Origin of the sequence: Loktanella sp. Alg231-35 (assembly GCF_900143545.1) — a bacterium.
GTDB lineage: Bacteria > Pseudomonadota > Alphaproteobacteria > Rhodobacterales > Rhodobacteraceae > Yoonia.
Map to the genome: position 1 here is coordinate 14741 of NZ_FREV01000011.1, position 21596 is coordinate 36336.

The window sequence follows — 21596 nt, forward strand, 5'->3', positions numbered from 1 at the left end:
CGTCGGGCCGAACTACTCCAATCCCCAATCCTGAGAGAGTGTTCGGATGTCGACTCGCCCCGCGCCCCCCATATCGCCTGACGTGTCCCCCATGGTCTCGATGGACATGATCACCAAGACATTTCCCGGGGTAAAGGCCCTGGATGAGGTCAAACTTGACCTTTACCCCGGCCAAGTGACCGCCCTTGTCGGTGAGAACGGCGCCGGAAAATCCACGACCGTCAAGATCCTGACAGGCATTTACCAACCGAATGGCGGGACGATCCGCATCGACGGTGATCCGATTTCCTTTGCCTCCCCCAATGACGCCGCCAAAGCGGGCATCACGGCCATCCATCAAGAGACTGTTCTGTTCGATGAGCTTTCCGTGGCAGAAAACATTTACATCGGCCATGCCCCCCGCACGCGGTTCGGCCTAATTGATACCGCTCAAATGCACCGCTCGGCCGCAAAGCTGCTGGCCGACATTGGTGCGCCGTTTAGCTCCCACACCCAATTGCGCGACCTGGGCATTGCCAACAAACACCTTGTCGCGATTGCCCGCGCTTTGTCAGTCGACGCGCGCGTGGTGATCATGGACGAGCCGACGGCGGCCCTGTCCCACAAAGAAATCGAAGAGCTGTATGAGCTGGTCGAGACTTTGAAATCACAAGGCAAAGCGATCCTGTTTATCAGCCATAAGTTCGATGAGATCTTCCGCATAGCCGACCGTTATACCGTGTTTCGCGATGGAGCCTTTGTTGGCGATGGCCGGATCGATGACATCTCTGAAGGCGATCTTGTTACGATGATGGTCGGGCGATCCGTCGATCAGATATTCCCGCAAAGCGACCATGCCATCGGGGATGAAGTCCTGAAAGTCGTGGGATATGAACACCCGACAGAATTCGCCGACATCAGTTTCAGCCTCAACAAGGGCGAAATTCTGGGCTTCTACGGCCTTGTCGGTGCTGGCCGATCCGAGTTCATGCAATCTCTTTTCGGGATCGCGAAACCTTCAAAAGGGGTGTGTCGGATCAATGGCGACATCAAGGTGATCCGCTCTCCGGCAGATGCGGTGTCCAACGGGATCGTTTATGTCCCCGAGGATCGCGGCAAACAGGGTGCGGTTATCGGATTGCCCATTTTTCAGAACATAACTTTGCCGTCCTTGGACAAGACATCCCGAAGTGGGTTCTTGAAGCTCGCCGAAGAATTCAAACTTGCACGCGAGTACTCGCAGCGGCTGGATCTTCGGGCGGCATCACTTGATCAAGACGTCGGCAATCTTTCGGGCGGCAATCAGCAAAAGGTCGTTATCGCCAAATGGCTGGCGACCCAGCCCCAAGTGATCATTCTGGACGAACCCACCAAGGGCATCGACATCGGATCCAAGGCGGCCGTGCATGAATTCATGTCCGAACTGGCCGCGCAGGGCCTGTCCGTCATCATGGTCAGCTCTGAAATTCCCGAAATCATCGGCATGTCAGATCGTGTGATCGTCATGCGAGACGGCCGTATCGCCGCCGAATTGACGAAAGACGAATTGTCCCCTGAAATCCTCGTGCGCCACGCAGCCGGCATTACATCTGACGGAGCCGCAGCATGACCCGCTTTATTCCCGTACGCGAAACGATTTTGGGGGGTGCCATCTTGGTGCTGCTCCTTCTGATTTCATCCCGCTTCGCAGGCTTTGTCGCGCCCTCAAATCTGGCCAATGTGTTCAATGATACCGCCCCGTTGATCATCCTCGCACTTGGGCAAATGGTCGTGATCTTGACCCGCTGCATTGATCTATCTGTGGCCGCCAACCTTGCTTTGACGGGCATGGCGGTGGCGATGATCAATGTCGCGATGCCGGGCCTGCCGATCCCTGTGATCATCGCGATTGCGGTTCTACTGGGTGCGCTTATGGGGGCCATCAATGGCGTGCTGGTCTGGAAGTTGGCGATTCCGCCAATCGTTGTTACCCTTGGCACGATGACTATCTTTCGCGGCATTATCTTTTTGATCTCTGACGGCAAATGGGTGAATTCCCACGAAATGTCGCCGGCCTTCACCGACTTCCCGCGCATGGTGCTGCTAGGTCTGCCCGTGTTGTCGTGGGCCGCGATCATCACGATCATCCTGTTCGGGATCATGATGGCGCGCACGCAATTCGGGCGGTCCATTTTCGCAGTGGGCGGCAATCCGCACGCAGCCGTCTACACCGGCATCGACGTTGGCAAAACCCAGTTCTGGGCCTTCGTTGCGTCCGGCGCGTTGGCTGGCCTGACGGGATACCTTTGGGTGTCGCGTTTTGCGGTGGCCTATGTCGATATCGCGGGTGGGTTCGAGCTTGAGGTTGTCGCAGCCTGCGTCATCGGAGGCATCTCGATCGCTGGCGGCGTCGGCTCTGTCGGCGGCGCGGTGCTGGGCGCTATCTTCCTTGGCGTCGTCAAAAACGCGCTTCCGGTCGTGAATATCTCACCCTTCTGGCAGCTCGCCATCTCTGGCAGCGCGATCCTGATTGCCGTCGCCTTCAACGCCCGTGCAGGCCGCACCAAGGGCCGAATTATTCTCAAAGAGGCGGAGGCCACACAATGACGGACGCAACCCAAACCCGCCATGTACCCGACCGCTTGAACAGCCGTGCTGCACGTATCTTCAAAAGCTGGGAGGCCCTGCTGCTGGCCGTGGCCATCGCAATCTTCGTGATTAACAGCTTCGCCTCGCCCTATTTCCTGAGTGCATGGAACCTCAGCGACGCGACATTCAACTTCACCGAAAAAGCGATGATTGCCTTCGCGATGGCGTTGCTGATCATCTCAGGTGAAATCGACCTGTCTGTCGCGTCGATTATCGCGCTGGCCAGCACGGCGATGGGTCTGGCCCTGCAATACGGGGCTGGCACGACGGAGCTTGTTATCATCGGCCTAACGGTTGGTGTGCTCTGCGGTGCCTTCAACGGGTTCTTCGTCACGGTGCTGGGCCTGCCGTCTATCGTGGTGACCATCGGCACCATGAGCTTGTTCCGTGGCATCAGTTTCATCATCCTTGGAGATGACGCATTCCGCGGGTATCCCTCCAGCTTTTCATGGTTCGGGCAGGGCTATATCTATTGGGTCTTCACGGTCGAGATGCTGCTCTTTGTGATCATTGCAATCATCTACGGTGTCCTTTTGCACAAAACCAATTTCGGCCGCACCGTTTACGCCATTGGCAACAACCCGACCGGTGCCTTGTTCAGCGGCATCCGTGTGCAACGGGTCAAATTTATCCTGTTCCTGTTAACGGGCCTCATGTCGGGTATCGCAGCGGTCTGTCTGACGTCCCGCCTTGGATCGACGCGGCCCAGCATTGCGACAGGAATGGAGCTAGAGGTGGTGACAATGGTTGTCCTTGGCGGCGTCAACATCCTTGGCGGGTCCGGCACCATCCCCGGTGTGGTGATCGCAGCCTTCGTGATGGGCTTGGTGACCTTCGGGCTCGGTCTTCTGAACGTGCCCGGCATCGTGATGTCGATCTTCATCGGCCTGCTTCTAATCGGGGTGATTGCCCTGCCGCGCCTCTGGGCGATGGCTGCCGCGCGGCGCAAATCATGAGCGAGCGTTACGTCTTTCGCATGCGGCTAAACGACGGAATGGCCGGCGAATACAAGCGCCGCCATGATGCGATCTGGCCCGAATTGGTCGACTTGCTGCACGACGCTGGCGTCAGCGACTATTCGATCCATCTGGACGAGGAGTCAGGCCACTTGATCGGCGTGCTGACCCGCACGTCAGATCACAAGATGGACGCTATGCCGGACCATCCGGTGATGCAGAAGTGGTGGGCCCATATGGAAGACATCATGGAAACCAACACGGACAACTCGCCCGTGGCCGTGCCCCTCACTCCGCTGTTTCATATGCCATGACCACACTGCGCCACATCGCTGTCATCGACATCGGCAAGACCAATGCAAAACTTGCGCTGGTCGATCTGTCGACCCTGACAGAAATGGCCGTCGTAACGCGGCCGAACATCGTAAAATCCGCCCCTCCATATCCACATTACGATGTCGATGGGCACTGGGCGTTCCTTTTGGATGCTTTGGAGACGTTCCATCGAGATCACCGTATCGACGCGGTTTCCGTGACCACTCACGGGGCCAGTGCCGCACTGCTGGATTCAAATGGCGCACTAGCGACGCCGATTCTGGACTACGAACATACCTATCCCGCCGAGGTCGTTGAGGCCTACGATGCTGTCAAACCCGACTTTGCCCAGACTGGATCGCCCAAGCTTGCCAGCGGTCTGAACATAGGCGCACAGTTGCACTGGCTTTTTGCAGCCGATCCAACTCTCAAGGGGCGCACCGCCCAAATTGTGACTTACCCGCAGTATTGGGGGCACCGCCTGACAGGCGTGACCGCGACCGATGTCACATCGATTGGATGCCATTCGGACCTGTGGAACCCCCACGATGGGACGTTCTCCGATCTACCGGAGGAGCTCGGGATTCGCGACAAGATCGCACCTGTGCGCCGCCCCAGCGACATCTTGGGGTCGATTTTGCCCGAAATAGCAAAGGCCACCGGCCTTGCGCCCGATACGCCTGTTTGCGTCGGCATCCACGACTCCAACGCCTCGCTCTATCCGCACGTTGTGTTGCAGGACAGGCCCGTCTCAGTGGTCTCAACTGGGACGTGGGTGATCGTCATGTCAATGAAAACGGGTGGTGCGGCCACACTCGACCCGGCCCGCGATACCCTCGTCAACGTCAACGCGTACGAACAGGCTGTGGCCAGCGCGCGCTTCATGGGTGGACGTGAATTCGAAGTGATTCAACAGGGCCAACGGGTCGAACCAACGGAACAAGACATGTCGGCCGTGCTGAATGGACCTCGCATGCTATTGCCATCAGTCGAAACAGGTTCGGGCCCGTTTCAGGGGAGCCAGATGCAATGGCACGGCGGTGAACCTGCGGTCGGTACGGGCCAACGGTCGGCCGCGCTTTCGTTTTATCTAGCCTTGATGACAGGCACCTGCCTGAACCTCGTCGGAGGTGCCGGACCCACGATCGTGGAAGGGCCTTTCGCTAGAAACCCTGAATACCTCGCAATGCTGCATGCCGTTACGGCACGCCCGGTTCTCACGAATGCAGCCGTCACAGGAACGAGCATCGGCGCAGCCATGTTGCTCGGCGGCGATGAGTTTCCTCCTGAGCTTGACCAATTTGAGACAAGTTTGCCTTTGGACGCGCTCAGGACTTATGCGGATCTGTGGACCGAACTGGCCGGCGCCGTGTAGCAGCGAGACGTACGGAACGACAGATCACAGTCGGTTGGATCGTGATCTCCCCACCGCAGTGAACGTCCGCTTCCCCACCGAAACTGACATCTAGGCGCTACGCAGCATTCGACACTCTGGGCTCATTGCTGTCATCCGACGCTTTTGGTCGGACTTGCTCACCCGCATGAGGGCCTCCAAGGTCGGCAAGGCGGACCAAGCCGCCATTGACCGCTTCTAACGGAACGGCCGGTTTCGGCAGTTCGCGACACCAACCGGCTAAGTCAGCCAGAAATTGGCTGCGCAAACATGCCTCGACGTTCAGCAAAAGCCGCCGTTCGAGCGGATTGCAGAAAAATGGCCACTTAAACGACCGGGTCGCGGGACAAAGCTGCCGTTGGATTTCTGGCTCCAGAAGTCCGCTCTACTCGCTTCGCGACCGAGAAACCTATAGAGCGGTTCCGCGAAAGCTGCCACCTTTTGAAGAGCTGAGCTCCGGTACACTGCGGTTGTTCTTATGTCGGAAACAAGACCGGAACGCTTGCTGCGACAGATTGAAAGCGAAAGCTGTATCCTAATGTTTGGCCGGACATTCGGTCAAGTTGACTCAACCGCTGCAAGCGCTGGTCGGTAGGCTCGTCTGAGGCGCAACTGGTGCTCCACTATCTGGAAAACTTAGGCTACCAAGGCCAGAACCGCCCGCCTCAACACTGAAAGGCGCGATGCCAATTCCTCTCGATTTGAAAGGTTGTACTTGGCGTTGACTGCAGTGGAATAGATGAAAGCCGCAAGTGCGGGAATATCGCCGGAGTAGGATGTGGCCGATCGGATCTGTTGGGACCAAAGTTCTTCCCACTTGATACGCATCTCGTTCAACTCTTCAGCGGCAACGGCATTTACGCCATCCAGAAGATCCGCTACTTCAGGCGCTGATTTGATCGTGTCGAACCACGCCAGAGGGCATAGAGCAAAGAACTGATCCAATTGACCTGCAAAGGTAGGTTGTGATTTCCACGCCTCCTGCACCTGCCTAAGCGACGTATCCGCGTATTGACGCACGCAGGCCCGCAATACTTCGGATTTCCCCGGATATTTATTGTAGAGTGTCTGTCGTGCAATCCCCGCTTCGCGCGCAATATCGTTCATCGTGGTCTTACTGACTCCATAACGGGCAAAGACCGATTGGGCGGCATCGAGGATTTGGCTGTTTTTTTCCGTCATCACATTGATCTTTTAGGCGGTTGACGAGGTAAGTCAATTTCTGACATATGTACTACTAATGACCAAATGTCCAACTAACAGTTAATCGAAGGAGCCCTCATGCAGCTATTCGTGAATGGTAAGGAACGCGAGGTCGATGTCGAAAACGACATGCCCTTGCTTTGGGTGCTTCGGGACGAACTGGGTATCACCGGCGTGAAGTATGGTTGCGGCATAGCGCAATGCGGCGCGTGCACCGTGCATATGGACGGGGTCGCTGTGCGCAGCTGTCAGGTGTCGGCTGCTACGGCAGAAGGTGCAGACATTGTTACGATCGAAGGGCTGGGAACGCCCGAAACGATGCATGCCGTTCAGGAAGCGTGGGTTGAGCATCAGGTCGCGCAGTGTGGCTACTGTCAATCGGGCCAGATCATGCAGGCCGCAACGCTGCTGGATATGAATCCCGACCCAACCGACACGGACATTGACCTAGTCATGAGCGGCAATCTGTGCCGCTGTGGAACATATCCCCGCATCCGGGCAGCGGTGAAGTCTGCGGCCAGCAAGATGAAGGAGGCTTGATCATGGGACGTGCACGCACAGTTACCCGCAGAGCCTTCTTGATCGGATCGACGGCCGTCATGGGCGGTGTTGCGTTCGGGAGCTATATGGTTGCCCGACCACATGACAACCCCTTGGTGGCGGGATTGCAGGATGGCGAGGCCGCGTTCAACCCATTCGTGAAGGTCACCGCCGATGCGATCACTTTGATCGTGCCCCATGCTGACAAAGGTCAGGGGGTGCATTCGTCCCAAGCCGCCCTTATCGCGGAAGAATTGGACGTCGATCTTGACCAGGTGACGCTGTCGTTCGGCAGACCAAGCCCCGCATACTACAACACGGCTATTGCAGCTGAGGCAGTGCCATTCATGTCATTTGACGAAAGCACCAGCGCCCAAATTGCACGCCGCGCCGCAGGCGGCCTTGTCAAGGTATTGGGGATGCAGGTCACTGGTGGATCGTCAGCCATGCCAGATTCGTTTGACAAGTTGCGGATGGCGGGTGCCGTCGCACGCGAAACGATCAAGGCAGCGGCCTCGGCGAAAGCGGGGCTCCCCGCGGCTGATCTCAAGACGGCGCGCGGCATGGTGCAACTGCCCGACGGGACCGAGTTGGCCTACACGGAACTAGCAGCCGATGCAGCCGAAATCGATCCTGTTGTGGTTGTCACCTTGCGTGACCCATCTGAATGGCGGCTGATCGGGAAGCCGATGCAGCGGGTCGACATCGTTGCAAAATCCACGGGTACGCTAAAGTATGGGATCGACCTGACGGTGGACGGCATGGTCCACGCAGCGGTTCGTGTAAACCCGCGTCGTGGTGTGATGAACGGCTATGATGCCAGTACAGCCGAGGGCATGCGTGGCGTGTCCAAAGTTGTGCCTGTCACCAACGGGGCCGCTGTCATCGCCGACAATACATGGCGCGCAATTCAGGCTGCGAATGCGATTGAGTTTGACTGGGGGCCGTCGCCATATCCTGCCGAACAGCAAGGGCATTGGGATGAAGTCGCAGCAAGCTTTACCGATGATCGCCTTGACATGGAGTGGCGTTCTGATGGCGACGTTGATGCGGCGCTTGATGGTGCTGATGTCATCAATTCTGAATACCGCGCGCCCTATGTGGCCCACCAACCGCTTGAGCCGATCAGCGCGATTGTGCGTGTCGATGAAAACGGAGCCGAAGTTTGGGCCGGCCATCAAATCCAAGGTTTTGTTCTTATCAAGGTTGCTGAAATTGCAGGTTGTGATCCGGAGCAGGTCACGTTCCACAATCAGTTTATCGGCGGCAGTTTTGGACATCGACTCGAGTTTGAAAACATCACACTTGCGACCGAAATCGCGGCCCAAATGCGCGGCACCCCTGTCAAATTAACGTTTAGCAGGGAAGAAGACTTTGCTCAGGATTTTGCGCGCCAGATCGGCATGTCGCGGTCGTCGGGCGCAGTGAAAGACGGAAAGGTCGACAGCTGGTCTTTGGATATCGCAACGGTGTCTGCCTCATTCTCCCAGATGGGACGCATGGGCTTTCCGCCTGCAGGGCCTGACGTTCAGATCGCCGCAGGTGCGTGGAACATGCCATATGATATCCCGAACCTTCGGGTGCGTGCCTATCTCGTCCCTGAGCTTGCCCCGACCAGTTCTTGGAGATCGGTTGGCGCATCAACGGCTGGCTTCTTTGCAGAGAGCTCTCTGGATGAACTCATCCATGCGGCTGGTGCCGATCCGCTGGCCGAACGCATCCGTCTTTGTAACAATGATGTCCACCGCAAAGTCCTTGAGGCTGTCGGGGAGATGTCCGAATGGGGCAGCGATTTGGGGCCCAATCGGGGGCGTGGTATCGCCATGGTCGAGAGTTTTGGTGTCCCGACAGCCGAGGTTGTTGAGGTCACCATGACAGAGGCTGGCATCAAGATTGACAAAGTCTTTGTTGCCGCTGACGTGGGCCGCGTGGTTGATCCCGTGAACTTTGAGAACCTGGTGCAAGGCGGCGTTATCTGGGGGCTTGGACACGCGATCAACTCCGAGATCACGTTTAGCGACGGTATGGCAGAGCAAACGAATTATCACGCACATGAAGGCATGCGGATGAATCAAACCCCCGAAATATTCGTGAAGGGACTTGAGAACGCCGAGCACATCCGTGGAATTGGAGAGCCTCCGGTGCCACCCGCACCTGCGGCTTTAGCCAACGCAATTTTTGCGGCCACTGGTCAGCGCCTGCGTGAGATGCCGTTCTATAACCAAATCGATTTTGTTTGAGGGAAGAGTTATGCGCTATTTTGTTTTGATCGCCGCCCTTCTTGCCTCTCCTGTTGTGGCGGAAGAGACAGCGATAACGCCACCCGTCTCAGCTTCGATTGAAGAGGGTCTTATCGCTTGGGATCGGGTGTACGAAGTGACGTCTCATCCGCGTTGCTCGAATTGCCATGTTGGCCCGTCGAATGTCCCGATGTGGTCCGGTCCAAGCTATGACCGCACCCGGCCACATGGCATGAACATCAACGCTGGCGAAAGTCGCATTGGTGCAGAGGCGGTTTTGTGTAGCACTTGCCATGCCTACCGCGAAGATAATGCCAATAACTTGCCGCATATGGCCCCACAGGTCGCAATGAATTGGCAACTCGCTCCGGTCGAGGCAGAATGGTTTGGCAAGAGCAGCGACGAGATATGCAATCAGCTGCGCGACCCCGATCGCAATGGCGGTCGTACGCTGACCGAACTGATCGAGCACCTTAGCCACGATCTGATCTTGCACTGGGCTTGGAGTCCGGGTGGTGGGCGTGAAGTTGCTCCCTACAGCCTAGAAGAGCACATGAACGACCTGTTGATCTGGGGTTCGGCTGGCTTCCCCTGTGCGAATGACTAAGGATTTCACTATGGAAAATCAAAACCCTTATCGCAGCAGCGCAATGTTCCTTTGGCTTAGCGCAGCTTTGAGTGCGATCGGACCCGTTTTCGGTGCTCCATTGGGCTACATCATAGTAGCTTTGGTTATGGGGGTGCTTGCAATGGGATTGGTGCGCGGCATGCGCTGGATCGCATATATTGCTTTCCCGGTCGCTGGAATCTCGGGTGCTATTGTGCTGGGCTGGATCTGGTCAATCGGAGGCCCGCCCACATGGTGGGCGATCATCACAACGGCTACCTGTTGGCTGACAGCGTCTATGTTGTTTGGCGCGCTATGGCGCCCAAACGAAAGTACGACTTCCACTTGATGAACCAGCAGTGGTGCTCCGGTTCGATGCAAAAAAGGCTGCTTCGGTGAGCCTTCAATGAATTGGCGGGAATGCACATCAACAGGCGCTTCACGGCCCAAGATTGTTCCGGTAAATCAAACGGTAGCAGCGAACCCACGACGGACATGACGCTTCCACCAACCTTCTTTTCGGCGAAAATCCGAAAGGCGGGTCGCGCCCGCAGCATCGCGAATGCGCGATAGATGTCGGCTTTGTACGCTTCTTATCCAATAGCGCTTTGTGCAGCATTTGGGAACTCTGGGCTCAAAGCGGTCATTCGCTGCGGCCAACTTGCACGTCTTCTTTGTCCCTGATGATGTTCAGCCCTGCCTTACCCAATCTATTCTGCCGAGTAACTGGTCTATGATCTCAAGAACTTTTTCGACTTGAAGTTTTTCTTCTTGCAGCTGGGCTATCCGCTCAGGTTTGCGCGCGCGTTTGAGCATATCTTCTATGTCGCAGAGCTCCTCTTGGAAGTCTTGCTGCCGTCCGCGCCATAGTTCAACTTGCGCGACTTGCTCTTTTGTCGCTGGCCCTTCGATATGAGCCAGCCCAGTGTTCATGTTAATCTTGACCTGATCGGGGTGCGGAAGCGGCGGCGGCAAGTTCGTAATGCCTAGCGCTTGGCGCCGGTGAAGCTCACGTTCCCATTCTACCTTGTATTCAATAGCTGTGCTCAGCCAATCATCAGCAAGTTGCTTGTTTTGCCGCTCCGTGCTGGACAGCATTTCAGCAAAGAGACGTTGCGCGCGATGCTGTCCTTTCGCAGCATTCACCGCCATCGCACGCACGACCGCTTGTGCCATTGGGATCGACACATTCCGATCGCCGTCGCGCACAGTGATATTGCGATAGGCCTCATCAAGAACGATATCTTTGAGACGCTCCTCGTTGAGCGCAGGCCGCCTGTTCTTTGATCCGCGTGGCCGCCCTTTCGGATTGCCGGATTGACCGGGTTTGAACTGCGTTCTCGCGGGCGGTTTTGCAAAGCCAACGTCATATGGTTTGTCGGCTTGCGCTGCTGGGTTAGGAAGTTTGGGTAACTTCATTCAGCCGCCTCCAGCGAATGCGTATTCTTTGCTGGCGACCAACCACACAGCACCTGCTCCGCATCGTCTTTGGCATAGGCCTCCCATCGAGAGATGATGCGATCGCAATAGGTCTCGTCCAACTCACAAAGGCGCGCGCGACGACCAGTTTTGTCCGCCGCGACTAGTGTCGATCCCGACCCACCAAAGATATCCAAGACAATGTCACCGCGCCCAGAGACATCGCGGATTGCATCGGCAATCATCTGCACGGGTTTCACAGTGGGGTGAAGCGCCAACTCTTCCATCCGACCAGATCGCATGGTGTTGACCCCACGATACTCCCAGACATTTGTGCGGTACCGGCCATGCTGTCCGAGCTCGAAGTTATTGATGTGTGCAGCAGTCCCGCTCTTGAATGCGAAGACCAGCTCATGCCGCGACCGATAGAAGGTTCCCATACCGCCATTGTCCTTTGCCCAAACAAGCAGGTTCTTGAGCTCGGTATAGACCCCCCGACCTGCAGCCAAGATCTCGGACATGTGCCGCCAGTCCATGCAGATGAAGTGTATCGATCCATCCACGCTATGATCGACGAGATTCTGGAATGCGCGCTCCAAGAAGCGCATGAACTCTGATGCTGACATCTCTCCGGATGCCATGGCAAACTCGCGATGCTGGATCTTGCCAGAGTTACCAACATGACCATCAATCGGCACGTTGTAGGGCGGGTCTGTGAAGACCATCACGGCTTCTTCACTGCCCATGAGATCCCTGACGACCTCCACGTCCAACGCATCACCACAGATCAGTCTGTGCTGACCCAACACCCAGATATCACCCCGTCGCACCCGCGGAAGGACGTCGTCCGGCAAGACGTCCTCCTCGGGATTGCCCTCATCCTCTGGCGCAACGGTGTCCATCAGGCTATCGATCTCTGGTATTGAGAACCCGGTCACTCCCACGTCAAAGTCCAGATCATCGCTCATCAACGCCCCGAGTTCGGCTGCAAGCAAATCTTCGTCCCAACCTGCGTTCAATGCCAGCTTATTATCAGCCAGTACATAAGCGCGCTTTTCAGCGTCCGTCATGTAATCCAAGCGCAGGCAAGGTACGGTTTGCATCCCGATCAGCTTGGCACCAGCGACCCTGCCATGCCCTGCCAGGATGGAAAGATCTTCATCAATCAGGACAGGATTGGTGAAGCCAAATTGCGTAATGCTATCGGCAATCTGCCTGATCTGTTTTTTGGAGTGCGTCCGCGCATTGCGGGCCCACTGTTTGAGATCGCGAACCGCGATCTGTTCAATGTTCAATTGGGCCATTTTGGCTCCTCTTACTGCACGATGGGAATCGTCACCGACCTGTATCGTTAGATTTATCTAACCATTTGACATCCGTCAAGTGTAGGAGCATTGTCTCGTTCGACAAAGCGTACGGAGGGAACACATGAGCATTGGAGAGCGACTGTTCAGCTTGCGTCAAAAGAGTGGTGAGTCCTTGCAGGGAGTGGCCGACAAGGTTGGCGTTTCAAAGCCCCATATCTGGGATTTGGAAAAAGGGCGCAGCAAGAACCCATCCTTTGAGTTGGTGCGTAAACTGGCAGCGCACTACGGCGTTACTATCGATGTGTTGATGGGCGAAGCCAAAGAACCAGATGTGGAAGCACTACAAGTCGAACGTATTCACCGCGGGTTAGACAAGCTGGAGCCAAGAGATCGCGAGATTGTCGAGGACATGATCAAGAAGATGCAGCAATCATCACGCGTCAGCACCTGACGGCCGTGCAAATTGATCGCTTTGAGCTAGCAGACATCCACCATCCTGTTGTTCTCGCCAAGACGATTCACACTCTTTTAGGGGAGTTAGAAAAAGCTGTGCCGATCACCGAGGTGGCCCGCGAATTGGACATCCAAGAGGTGCGGGTCGACCGTTTCGGCGGGTTTGAAGGCATGTTGCTGACAGACAAAGCTCGCAGCACTGGATGCATTCTTGCCAACTCATCCAAAGGCAATCGGCGCGCCCGCTTCACGATCGCACATGAGCTTGGTCACTTCTTAATGGAGCGGCACCAGCTGTCAGATGGCAACGGGTTCAAGTGTATGGCACAGGACATACGTGAGAGCCGCGAAGGGCGCATGCATCTGCGGCAAGAGACGCAGGCCAATCAGTTTGCCATTGAACTGCTCGCACCAGCGTATTTGATGACGTCACTGTTCAAAACTGATCCAGATCTGCGAGACGCACAGCGCCTTCGCGATCACCTCGATCTCAGCCTGGAAGCCTGTGTCAGGCGAATGGTCTCGTCGCGCGATGAGCCCTTGGCAGCCGTTTGGTCATTCAAAGGCCAGGTCCGTTACTTCGTGAAGAACGATGGGTTTCCATTTATTGCCATAACAAGAAATGGACCTCTTCCAAAAACAACCGTTGCGCATCATGCAACAGCTAACGGAAGGCAAGGGTTCACTGAGATGGATGAAACCGACCCTTACGTGTGGACCGGGCGATCTCACGTAGAACTCTTTGAGCAAACAAGGGTCGCACCGAATGGGCATGCCGTCACCTTGCTTTGGGCGGAGCTTCCGGACGAAGACGATGGCAGCGGGCTGCGAGAACTGGGCATGCCGGGCTTCCGGTAAGCAAATCTCGGCCCCATTTAGAGGTCGAAAGTGCGCTGCCTGTTTTGGAGCGATGCGCTCCCTGATACTTAGCGTCATTTCCCTGTTTTGTCGTGCGGATTTCCCTGTTATTCTACAATAGGGAAATCGCTGATAACACACTGATATTGCGTGTGCTTTGGTGGTTAGAACTGGCCAGACCGCCCGCAAACGACAAATAACTCATCAATTACCCTGTTAATTCCCTGTAAATCAGCGAATTGCAGCCCAGACTGACTAGCTCGAGACTGCCTGCACAGCCAGCATTTCCCCTCAAACCGCTGATACACTGCGTTCCGGTAAATAGTGCCGTTGTTCCCGCAGGTTGCGAGGGTGCGCTCCGAAGGCAAACGGCCTGCGGCCGCATTTCTCTGCCAAACAACTGCATCAGTCTGCGTTTGCATTTTCCACGATACACTTCGGAGGTGTTTTAGAGATTTGCGATGCGCTTGCGCTGCGCATCCCAACCGGCGGGCATGCCGTGGCGCAGTAGCCAGTCGGAGGTCAGACCCATAGGCTGTCTGCCTTGCGTGATCTGACGGACAATGTCCGGGGCAAGGAATGCGAGATGGATCATCTGCTGGATGCGGCGCTTGGATGTTCCGGTCTCAACTGAGATCTGATCGAAGGTCGCTCCCTCTTTGATCCGTTTGTACCAATGGTTGGCATTGGCAATATTGCGCAACAACCGTCCATCGACTGTGGTATCGCCTTCAATGATGAGCTTCATCTCAACACCCCGACGGCGTTCAGTGAACGGCAGGATCAACTGCAACGGATCTGAGTTGATGGGTGTTTTGGACTCATGGCAAGCTTGGACGCGTTTCGGATCGAGCTGGATCGTCAGCCCACCAGGTTTGATCTTTACAGACCCGATCATCTCGAGTGCGCTGTTGTGGTCAATGATCATGTCTTCACCAGCAGCGATGATTTGATCTGAACCGCGAACACGAAGATCACGGATATGTCTTTGCACTGCCCGCCCGATGGGTTCTTCCAATTGCTTTGCCGGGATTCGCCATGTCCGCTGCTTCTCATCAGCGTGGCCAACACCCGTCACCAGTTTCTGTGAGATGTAATACCGGTAACATCGGTCGCCTTTCTTGGTATGACTCGGCGTCAGCTTTTGGCCTGCCTCATCGACGATCTTCCCTGCTAGCGGGGATGGATCGCGATGCTGTTTAGTATTCCGTTCTTTTGCACTCTGGCAGGTTAGCTGCTCCTGAACGCGATCCCACCTTTCTGGATCAATAATGGCGGGATGCTGCCCCTCAAAGACCTGTCCTTTGTGCCGAATGCGCCCTGCATAGATCGGGTTGGTCAAGATGTGATGCAGCTGTCCGCGTGACATCACATGTCCACCGCGCTGGCTTCCATCGGCAAGCCTACACCGCTTTGACCGTAGCCCAAGGTGTTCGGCTTGCTCGCGCACCTGGTTCATCGCGTGGTGTTTTTCATAGAGGCCATAGATCGTCTCGATTGTTTGGGCTTCCGTATTGTTGATCTTCAATGTTCTGCCATCCGGATCATATCCCAGTGGCACATTGCCCCCCATCCAAAGTCCTTTGCGTTTGGAGGCTGCGATCTTGTCGCGGATGCGCTCAGCTGTGACTTCACGTTCAAACTGCGCAAAGCTGAGCAGCACGTTGAGTGTTAGCCGGCCCATGCTGGTCGAAGTGTTAAAACTCTGGGTCACCGACACAAACGACGCGCCTGCCTCATCCAGCCGATCCACGAGCTTGGCAAAGTCAGCCAGCGATCTGGTCAGGCGGTCGATCTTGTAGACCACAATCTGATCAATCTGCCTGGCATCAACCTTATCCATCAGTCGTTGCAACCCGGGACGTTCCAGATGACCCCCTGAGATGCCGCCGTCATCATAGTGATCAGCTAACAGTTCCCAACCTTCCTGACGCTGACTAGCCACATATGCTTCACAAGCCTCGCGTTGCGCATCCAACGAGTTGAAGTCCTGCTCTAGCCCGTCCTCAGAGCTCTTACGGGTATAGATGGCACAGCGGATGCGGTTCATTTGGATTTGTTCAAGCCAAAGAAGCGCGGGCCACTCCAATCCGCCCCTGTGATCCGCTTTGCGATGGCGCTCAGCGACCTATAGGTCTGTCCGTCCATCTCAAACCCGTCATCCGTCACAAGAACCCGATAGATGCGGCCGTTCCATTCGCGCACCAGCTGAGATCCCGGTGTCAGCGTCGGCTTAGATGGTGTAGTGGTGCCTCGCTCAGGATTGTTCTTCATCATCCCACGCAACTGCTGCTTCACGGGAGCGCTGTGACCACCTAGCGCCTTGCATTGGGTCTCGAAGGCCAGCGCGCGACTCAAGAATGTTGGTGAGAGGTGCCGACCGACGACCGTACCGGTCAGTTTCAACCACCCATCAGCACACTCAGCCTTGCCCCATTTGGTGATCTCCTCAGCAGGTCCCCCAGTCATGCGGACTGCTCAGATGATTGTACCTGGTAGGTGGGGCCCTTGGTCGAGGCGGTACAAATGACGTGCAGCCCACATTTGCGCAGCCGTGAGATCTCCGCACGGATAGTATGGGGCTGCCACGCCAGTTGCTTTTGCAAGGTATCAATTGTTGCACCAGATTTACGGCTGATCAGTTTTGTTAGTTGAGCGCGCTTGGTTGTCGGTTTGGTCATCTCTGTCTCCAGTTTTAGACTGCGGACGATCCGCGGCCTTGTACTGAGACGGGCCCGGGGGTTCCGGGCTTTGTAACTGGCGTTGGCGACGCTACCGATCGAAAGCGCCGCCTAGTTCTTCAAGGATGTTGCTGGCATCTCGATGCAAAGCGCTCAGCTGACCTGCAAGCCTCATCTTCCGCAATCGCGACAAACCTGCCGCCTGCCCCTCGCTGGCAACACCAGCAGCATCTTCAAACACGCAGGTCAAACGCGCAAACGCTGCCGCAAAATCGTATGAGCCGTTCTGTTCCATGGCTCCACACATGCTTGCCGTGCCAACGAAGTCCAGTGGTTTGTTGAAGGCAAGACATTGCAACGGAAGGGGGCGGGAAGCTGACCTTCACTGCAGGTGCGAAGAGTTGAGAGAAGCATGCAGAAGCGGACATCCATTCGTGACCTGATTGTACACTGTCAGTCCAATCATCATCCATTCAAGAATGCGGAAACCCTTGCTTTGCGGTTCATGACGTACTCTCGAAATCCGTTCAAAATGTCAGGCATTGGTTGATCGTCATTTCGGGCATCTTCTAACTCTTGGATTTCGTCGAGACACCGTGTCAATGACATTGGTTTGTCGTCTGGATGTGCCAGCCGCTCTGCAGTTTCACGATCTAGCCGGTCAACGACTTCTTTAGGCAGGCAAGAGCGGGCTTCAAAAAATATCAAGCGCGTTCCGAATTCGCGCACCCGCTCATCCTCCATAGTCTGGACGATTTCGTACCTGTCAGGCCACGGTGTCTTATGGAACTGGCGTGCACGCGCTGAGTCTGCATCGCTTAGCCAGATGCCGTGCAGTTTTTCTTCGATATGTGTGGGTTCAGCAAATAGTTCGCGGCTATTTGAGTAACTCTCAACCAGTCGATGCTTTAGTTCGTCGTCTTCAGCCACCTTAATTGCTCGATCTTCTAGCGCGTCAATGCCAAGATTGCCCAGCAATCCTCCCTCGGCTTCCCATAATGAGGTTATTGTTGGACCAGCATTTGTTTGGATTTTTCGGATAGGACAAGGTTTGCGAGACAGAAACGCGTGCAACTCCTGAGCGGTCAAAGATGCAAGTTCATCAAAGTGTAGCCGTAAGTCGATACAAAGTCGCCCATTTCCAGAGTTTGGGTCTTCTCCAATGAACGCGACTGGCGTGTGGTAAGCTCTGTTCTGATAAATTTCTGTTAGAAGAAATCCTTCTTCTGTCGAAATGAACTCTGAAACAGCTGCTTTGTTCGAGAAGCGCACAAAACGCTGCCATAGCTCCGGGCATCGTTGCATTATTCTCTTACATAGCGTTAGCGTTGTTTCCGCATCAAACATCGCGTTATGAGCGCTGCCTACAGGTACTTCATTTGCAGCTGCCAACTCGGCGAGGCGAAAGATGGGCGACCCATCGTCCCGCAACGGTACCGTGATAGCATCTTTATCGATGGCGTAAGCAGCCAAAGCTAATGACAAGACGTCATTCCTGCCGTTGTTATGAAAACTGGTCAAATAGGCTGGATGAAGAGTTTGAAAAAGCGCATGCCGAAGCATCTCTTCATCAAACTTTATAGAGTTATACCCAAGGAAAATAGAAGGTGACCAACTACACAGTTTCGCCTCTAAGTGCCGCATCATTTCATAGTGAGACGGCTGCTCTTTGTTGAGAAGCTGTTCTATTGGTAGCCCATTGACTGCCAATGCCGTGGGGTGTGGAACAACGTTCGGGTTGAGTCTGGAACGCACCTCGAAACGATCGATTTCATTGAGGTTTTCATCGGTCCTGATCGCAGCAAAGTGAACGATCTGGTCGAAGCCTTTGTGAAGACCAGTCGTCTCAGTGTCAAAGAATACAAACGCCAAGAAAACTACCTCAAATCAAACCACCCAGGCGGAACTTCATTGCCGCAACACTAACTCGGAACCTTTTTGCCAGTTTCTCGACACTTGTTTCGTCTTCCATGTCCAGACCATCCGGCCCAATTTCTTCGAGTAAGAAATTTTCAGGCATTAAGAGTTCGGATGCAAATGTGTTAGCGTCAATTTCTAAAGGGTCACTGCCTTGAGAAGATACGGGATCACGCCTCAGTGCGCGCAAGCCCTTTGAAACATGGACTGTTTCTTGTATCTCTGCAGCATGTAGTACGTGATGCCCCAACTCATGCGTCCGCCAATTCCAGAAACATTGCTCAAAAGTGGCCCATAGAAATGGGGCTGGACACATGTAAAAAATCAATGCTCCAGATGTGATTGGGATGTTGCGGTCGGAGCCGGATGATCGAGCTGTCCTTGTGGTACAGCCGTTTACGTTTCTTGTGCCGTCGTGGGAGTTGCAGGCCTTCTTCGCGCCACAGGCGTTCGATCTTCTTGTGATTGACGGGCCAGCCTTCAACGCGCAGCAGTTCCGCAACCTTGCGATAGCCGTAGTGGCCATATTGCTTGGCCAATCGGATCATTGCCAAACGCAACACCTCATCGTCCGTGGAAACGGTATCATCTGCGCAAGTTCATTCGCTGGGGTCGGTCTTGGCTCAATCCTGCGGACGGAAAGGACTTTGGTGCCACTGAATGACGATGACAGACAAGCCACCGGGCAATTGATGCGCCTTGGACCTAACTAGTGGTTTTTCGGGTTCGCGTAATTGTCCCGTTTTCGAATAGCAATTCCCGATCATCAGATGGAAACCCCACTAGCGAGGCAGAGTGGACCAATTCGTTTTCCAAATCGACGACCAAAAACAAGAGATCGCCAATACTTTTCTCGTATAGGGTGACCTGAAACAAACCGGGTCGGATTTCCTTGCTATGATAGGGTATATTCTCGTTTCGGTTTGATACTCGATTGTCAGTATCGGTGGACTGGTAAAAAGCTATCGCACCTAGAAAGCCCACCACGTTTCGCGAGCCGAATGCGCATGTGTATTCGATTGTCAAGCCGTCTAATACCGTGACTGCTGTTTGGTGCCTTTCAGCTTGAGAAACTGTGTGTTCATCTTCCACGAGGATCGCCCCCATTGGTGCCTCCATGTTGCGCAAGGCACAAACACGACCACCGCCGACTGAACTCCCTCTTGGGGTGCCTGCTTCGGCAGATAGGCCCACAGTCTCGAGTGCACTAAGCGCAGACTGTCCCAATTTGCATCTTGGTTGACGATAGCTTCGCCGCGACCTCAGATTAGCCGAAGCCCGCACTGGGATGAAATTGCATTTTCTTTTATTAGTTGTAAGCTTTTGCTTATGAAAATATCTCTACGCCATCTCTCCTATTTCGAGGCCTTCTGTGAGGTCGGACATTTTGGTCAAGCTGCCGACAACAAGCATGTAACCCAACCAGCCCTCTCGACAAAAATACGCGAATTAGAGGACATTCTTGGAACCCCTTTGGTGGATCGGTCATCACGTCCTTTTCAGCCGACACCCTTTGGGCGAGAGGTGCTCGAAAGAACGCGGGAAATCTTGTCGGGTGTAAGCGCGCTGGAGGCAAGCGCCAGATATCGACGCGGGTTGGAAGGGCCATTTCGGTTGGGCGCTATTCCAACAATTGCACCGTTTTTGCTGCCCAGAGCATTGCAGGTGGCACGGAAAAAACTGCCCGATCTTGAACTGCAAATACTGGAAGCCACAACAGACGTTCTGATGGAAGAGCTTGAATGCGGCAGAATCGATGCCTGCATTCTCGCTACTCCTGTTCCAGGGCAAACCTTTGCGCAACACTTCTTGTTTTCTGATCGGTTTGTCTTGGGGCTTAATGTTGAACAGGCTGAAAGGCTTGGATTTTGCGACCGTCACATTGTGCTGGACAATATGCCGCCGGTCAGGCTGCTGCTTCTTTCAGACGGACATTGCCTCCGAGAGCAGACCCGTGACTTATGCAAATTTGCAAGTCAGCAGTCGTTGAACCAAATCGGATCAAGTTCGCTCCAGACGGTGATGGGTTTGTCGGCGAGCGGATATGGTGTGACCCTACTTCCTGAACTGTCTTTAGATGAGACTGTTTTTGATGGCTCTCTCGCGGCGCTTCGGTTGGCAGAACCCGAACCAGATCGGGAAATCTCTTTGGTCACAAAGTCTTACCTGAGGGAGGCTATGGATGTTCAGCCGCTGGCAAACATCCTGTCAGAGACCGGCAAAGCGCGTGTTTCAAGGTTGCGTGCAACGCTGGAAAGGATGCACCATACTTGAGAACTGAGTGCAGTTTTCCTGACGATCAGATCAGATACTTCTTGGCATTCCTTGCCTGACGCAGGGGCACGAAAGACGTAAGTCTGGGCCAAAAACCGGCCCAGATCCGCGGGCGACATATCAACGCCAAACGTCAATCGATCTGCCATTAGATGTAGTGAATTCTAGCCCACGCGGGCTCAGAGCTGTATCCAGCTCTTCGTCACCACACCGTTCTCCGACGCCTTCAACGCTCACAACTCCAAATTCAACAACGGCTCCAACACAGTCCGTCCTTGTATTCGCGCGCGCATGAGCCCAATCGGCGATTGCCCCGTCAAATCCAACAAGATAAGCGTAGACATCGTATCTTTTGACTTGGTCGCCAGTCGTGAGGCTGGCAAAACCAGAATCCCGTTTCTCGTTCAGCTGGGCATGGTAGTAGACCGTATTGCCGTCGGCAACGGGCTCTTTGGCTACCAATTCACCAATGGTTGGGACAGTACGGGGCGGAAACTCGGAGGTCATCCGCGTTCTGCTGGAGAGTACGGCGTACGATTGGCCGACGTAATTCGACGCAATCGATCGCGCGACATTGTCAGCGAGGTTTTGTCCGGCATTATTTATGCTGTCGCAGCTGGCTAGAAAAAGGGCCGCGCAGACAGTCAGGATCTTCTCGGTTTTGTTCATAGCAATAATTCCTTTCTTGTTGCTCAGAGGTCGATTTGAAAATCCACTTATTGATCAACGTCACGCGTGAATTGCTATGAGGTTGTCGATCAACGAATTTGAAATCTGAAGATGAAGGTGGCCATATGGCCGATGAAACCACCGAACGCGTGTTTTT

Annotated in this window: 23 protein-coding genes; 12 read left to right on the plus strand and 11 right to left on the minus strand. The window is 54.8% G+C overall.

Annotation, left to right across the window (positions count from 1 at the left end):
* Nucleotides 1–46: 46 nt before the first annotated feature.
* Genes DHN10_RS18910 through DHN10_RS18930 form a run of 5 tightly spaced genes read left to right on the plus strand, consistent with a single transcriptional unit; the run spans nucleotide 47 to nucleotide 5253 of the window.
* Entirely contained in the window at nucleotides 47–1588 is a 1542-nt protein-coding gene (locus DHN10_RS18910; protein ID WP_108816918.1) for a sugar ABC transporter ATP-binding protein, read from the plus strand.
* Nucleotides 1585–2565 (plus strand): ABC transporter permease, encoded by a 981-nt coding sequence (locus DHN10_RS18915; RefSeq protein ID WP_108816919.1) that lies wholly within the window; start codon nucleotides 1585–1587, stop codon nucleotides 2563–2565. The genes DHN10_RS18910 and DHN10_RS18915 overlap by 4 nt, the downstream gene beginning before the upstream one ends.
* Nucleotides 2562–3563, plus strand: a complete 1002-nt coding sequence (locus DHN10_RS18920) for an ABC transporter permease (RefSeq protein WP_108816920.1) — start codon at nucleotides 2562–2564, stop codon at nucleotides 3561–3563. Before DHN10_RS18915 ends, DHN10_RS18920 begins: the two co-directional genes overlap by 4 nt.
* The gene (gene rhaM, locus DHN10_RS18925) at nucleotides 3560–3877 is read left to right on the plus strand and encodes an L-rhamnose mutarotase (RefSeq protein ID WP_199910729.1); all 318 of its coding nucleotides are present in this window, start codon (nucleotides 3560–3562) and stop codon (nucleotides 3875–3877) included. The genes DHN10_RS18920 and rhaM overlap by 4 nt, the downstream gene beginning before the upstream one ends.
* Nucleotides 3874–5253, plus strand: coding sequence for an FGGY-family carbohydrate kinase (locus DHN10_RS18930; protein WP_108816921.1), 1380 nt, complete (start codon nucleotides 3874–3876; stop codon nucleotides 5251–5253). The genes rhaM and DHN10_RS18930 overlap by 4 nt, the downstream gene beginning before the upstream one ends.
* A 654-nt stretch (nucleotides 5254–5907) precedes the next feature.
* On the opposite strand, the gene DHN10_RS18935 is transcribed toward DHN10_RS18930, so the two are convergent.
* Complete coding sequence (locus DHN10_RS18935) at nucleotides 5908–6453, minus strand: TetR/AcrR family transcriptional regulator (RefSeq protein ID WP_108816922.1); 546 nt, start codon at nucleotides 6451–6453, stop codon at nucleotides 5908–5910.
* A gap of 99 nt (nucleotides 6454–6552) precedes the next feature.
* Here DHN10_RS18935 and DHN10_RS18940 point away from each other — a divergent pair, with 99 nt between their 5' ends.
* Genes DHN10_RS18940 through DHN10_RS18955 form a run of 4 tightly spaced genes read left to right on the plus strand, consistent with a single transcriptional unit; the run spans nucleotide 6553 to nucleotide 10210 of the window.
* Nucleotides 6553–7014, plus strand: a complete 462-nt coding sequence (locus tag DHN10_RS18940) for a (2Fe-2S)-binding protein (RefSeq protein ID WP_108816923.1) — start codon at nucleotides 6553–6555, stop codon at nucleotides 7012–7014.
* A gap of 2 nt (nucleotides 7015–7016) precedes the next feature.
* Nucleotides 7017–9254, plus strand: a complete 2238-nt coding sequence (locus DHN10_RS18945; RefSeq protein ID WP_108816924.1) for a xanthine dehydrogenase family protein molybdopterin-binding subunit — start codon at nucleotides 7017–7019, stop codon at nucleotides 9252–9254.
* Between the two features lie 10 nt (nucleotides 9255–9264).
* Entirely contained in the window at nucleotides 9265–9861 is a 597-nt protein-coding gene (locus DHN10_RS18950) for a hypothetical protein (RefSeq protein WP_108816925.1), read from the plus strand.
* Nucleotides 9862–9871: 10 nt separating this feature from the next.
* Nucleotides 9872–10210 (plus strand): hypothetical protein, encoded by a 339-nt coding sequence (locus DHN10_RS18955; protein WP_108816926.1) that lies wholly within the window; start codon nucleotides 9872–9874, stop codon nucleotides 10208–10210.
* Between the two features lie 341 nt (nucleotides 10211–10551).
* Here DHN10_RS18955 and DHN10_RS18960 read toward each other — a convergent pair whose 3' ends face one another.
* Together DHN10_RS18960 and DHN10_RS18965 are read right to left on the minus strand one after the other, a co-directional pair.
* Nucleotides 10552–11280 (minus strand): DUF5681 domain-containing protein, encoded by a 729-nt coding sequence (locus DHN10_RS18960; protein WP_108816927.1) that lies wholly within the window; start codon nucleotides 11278–11280, stop codon nucleotides 10552–10554.
* Complete coding sequence (locus tag DHN10_RS18965; RefSeq protein ID WP_108816928.1) at nucleotides 11277–12584, minus strand: site-specific DNA-methyltransferase; 1308 nt, start codon at nucleotides 12582–12584, stop codon at nucleotides 11277–11279. Before DHN10_RS18965 ends, DHN10_RS18960 begins: the two co-directional genes overlap by 4 nt.
* Nucleotides 12585–12708: 124 nt before the next feature.
* Between DHN10_RS18965 and DHN10_RS18970 the strand changes: the two genes are divergently transcribed.
* A complete protein-coding gene (locus DHN10_RS18970) occupies nucleotides 12709–13038 on the plus strand; it encodes a helix-turn-helix domain-containing protein (protein ID WP_108816929.1) in 330 nt (109 codons plus the stop codon).
* 5 nt (nucleotides 13039–13043) lie between these two features.
* A complete protein-coding gene (locus DHN10_RS18975; RefSeq protein WP_159087092.1) occupies nucleotides 13044–13898 on the plus strand; it encodes an ImmA/IrrE family metallo-endopeptidase in 855 nt (284 codons plus the stop codon).
* Between the two features lie 448 nt (nucleotides 13899–14346).
* Here the strand turns inward: DHN10_RS18975 and DHN10_RS18980 are convergent, their stop codons facing one another.
* The 7 genes from DHN10_RS18980 to DHN10_RS19010 form a co-directional block, all read right to left on the minus strand.
* Nucleotides 14347–15948, minus strand: coding sequence for a recombinase family protein (locus tag DHN10_RS18980; protein WP_108816931.1), 1602 nt, complete (start codon nucleotides 15946–15948; stop codon nucleotides 14347–14349).
* Nucleotides 15945–16367 carry a DUF2924 domain-containing protein gene (locus DHN10_RS18985; protein ID WP_108816932.1) on the minus strand — a complete coding sequence of 141 codons (423 nt, stop codon included), beginning with the start codon at nucleotides 16365–16367 and terminating at the stop codon, nucleotides 15945–15947. The genes DHN10_RS18980 and DHN10_RS18985 overlap by 4 nt, the downstream gene beginning before the upstream one ends.
* On the minus strand, nucleotides 16364–16579 hold the full coding sequence (locus DHN10_RS18990) for a DUF3489 domain-containing protein (RefSeq protein ID WP_108816933.1): 216 nt from the start codon (nucleotides 16577–16579) through the stop codon (nucleotides 16364–16366). The genes DHN10_RS18985 and DHN10_RS18990 overlap by 4 nt, the downstream gene beginning before the upstream one ends.
* A 91-nt stretch (nucleotides 16580–16670) precedes the next feature.
* Nucleotides 16671–16874, minus strand: coding sequence for a hypothetical protein (locus tag DHN10_RS18995; protein WP_108816934.1), 204 nt, complete (start codon nucleotides 16872–16874; stop codon nucleotides 16671–16673).
* Between the two features lie 170 nt (nucleotides 16875–17044).
* On the minus strand, nucleotides 17045–18451 hold the full coding sequence (locus DHN10_RS19000; RefSeq protein ID WP_108816935.1) for an exonuclease domain-containing protein: 1407 nt from the start codon (nucleotides 18449–18451) through the stop codon (nucleotides 17045–17047).
* Nucleotides 18452–18461: 10 nt separating this feature from the next.
* Nucleotides 18462–18746: an ImmA/IrrE family metallo-endopeptidase gene (locus DHN10_RS19005; protein WP_199910730.1), complete on the minus strand. Its 285-nt coding sequence runs from the start codon at nucleotides 18744–18746 to the stop codon at nucleotides 18462–18464.
* Between the two features lie 31 nt (nucleotides 18747–18777).
* Nucleotides 18778–19059: an IS3 family transposase gene (locus tag DHN10_RS19010; RefSeq protein ID WP_159087093.1), complete on the minus strand. Its 282-nt coding sequence runs from the start codon at nucleotides 19057–19059 to the stop codon at nucleotides 18778–18780.
* 766 nt (nucleotides 19060–19825) lie between these two features.
* Here DHN10_RS19010 and DHN10_RS19020 point away from each other — a divergent pair.
* Complete coding sequence (locus tag DHN10_RS19020; protein WP_108816939.1) at nucleotides 19826–20770, plus strand: hydrogen peroxide-inducible genes activator; 945 nt, start codon at nucleotides 19826–19828, stop codon at nucleotides 20768–20770.
* A 120-nt stretch (nucleotides 20771–20890) separates the two neighbouring features.
* Here DHN10_RS19020 and DHN10_RS19025 read toward each other — a convergent pair whose 3' ends face one another.
* Nucleotides 20891–21439: a hypothetical protein gene (locus DHN10_RS19025; protein WP_108816940.1), complete on the minus strand. Its 549-nt coding sequence runs from the start codon at nucleotides 21437–21439 to the stop codon at nucleotides 20891–20893.
* Between the last annotated feature and the right edge of the window lie 157 nt (nucleotides 21440–21596).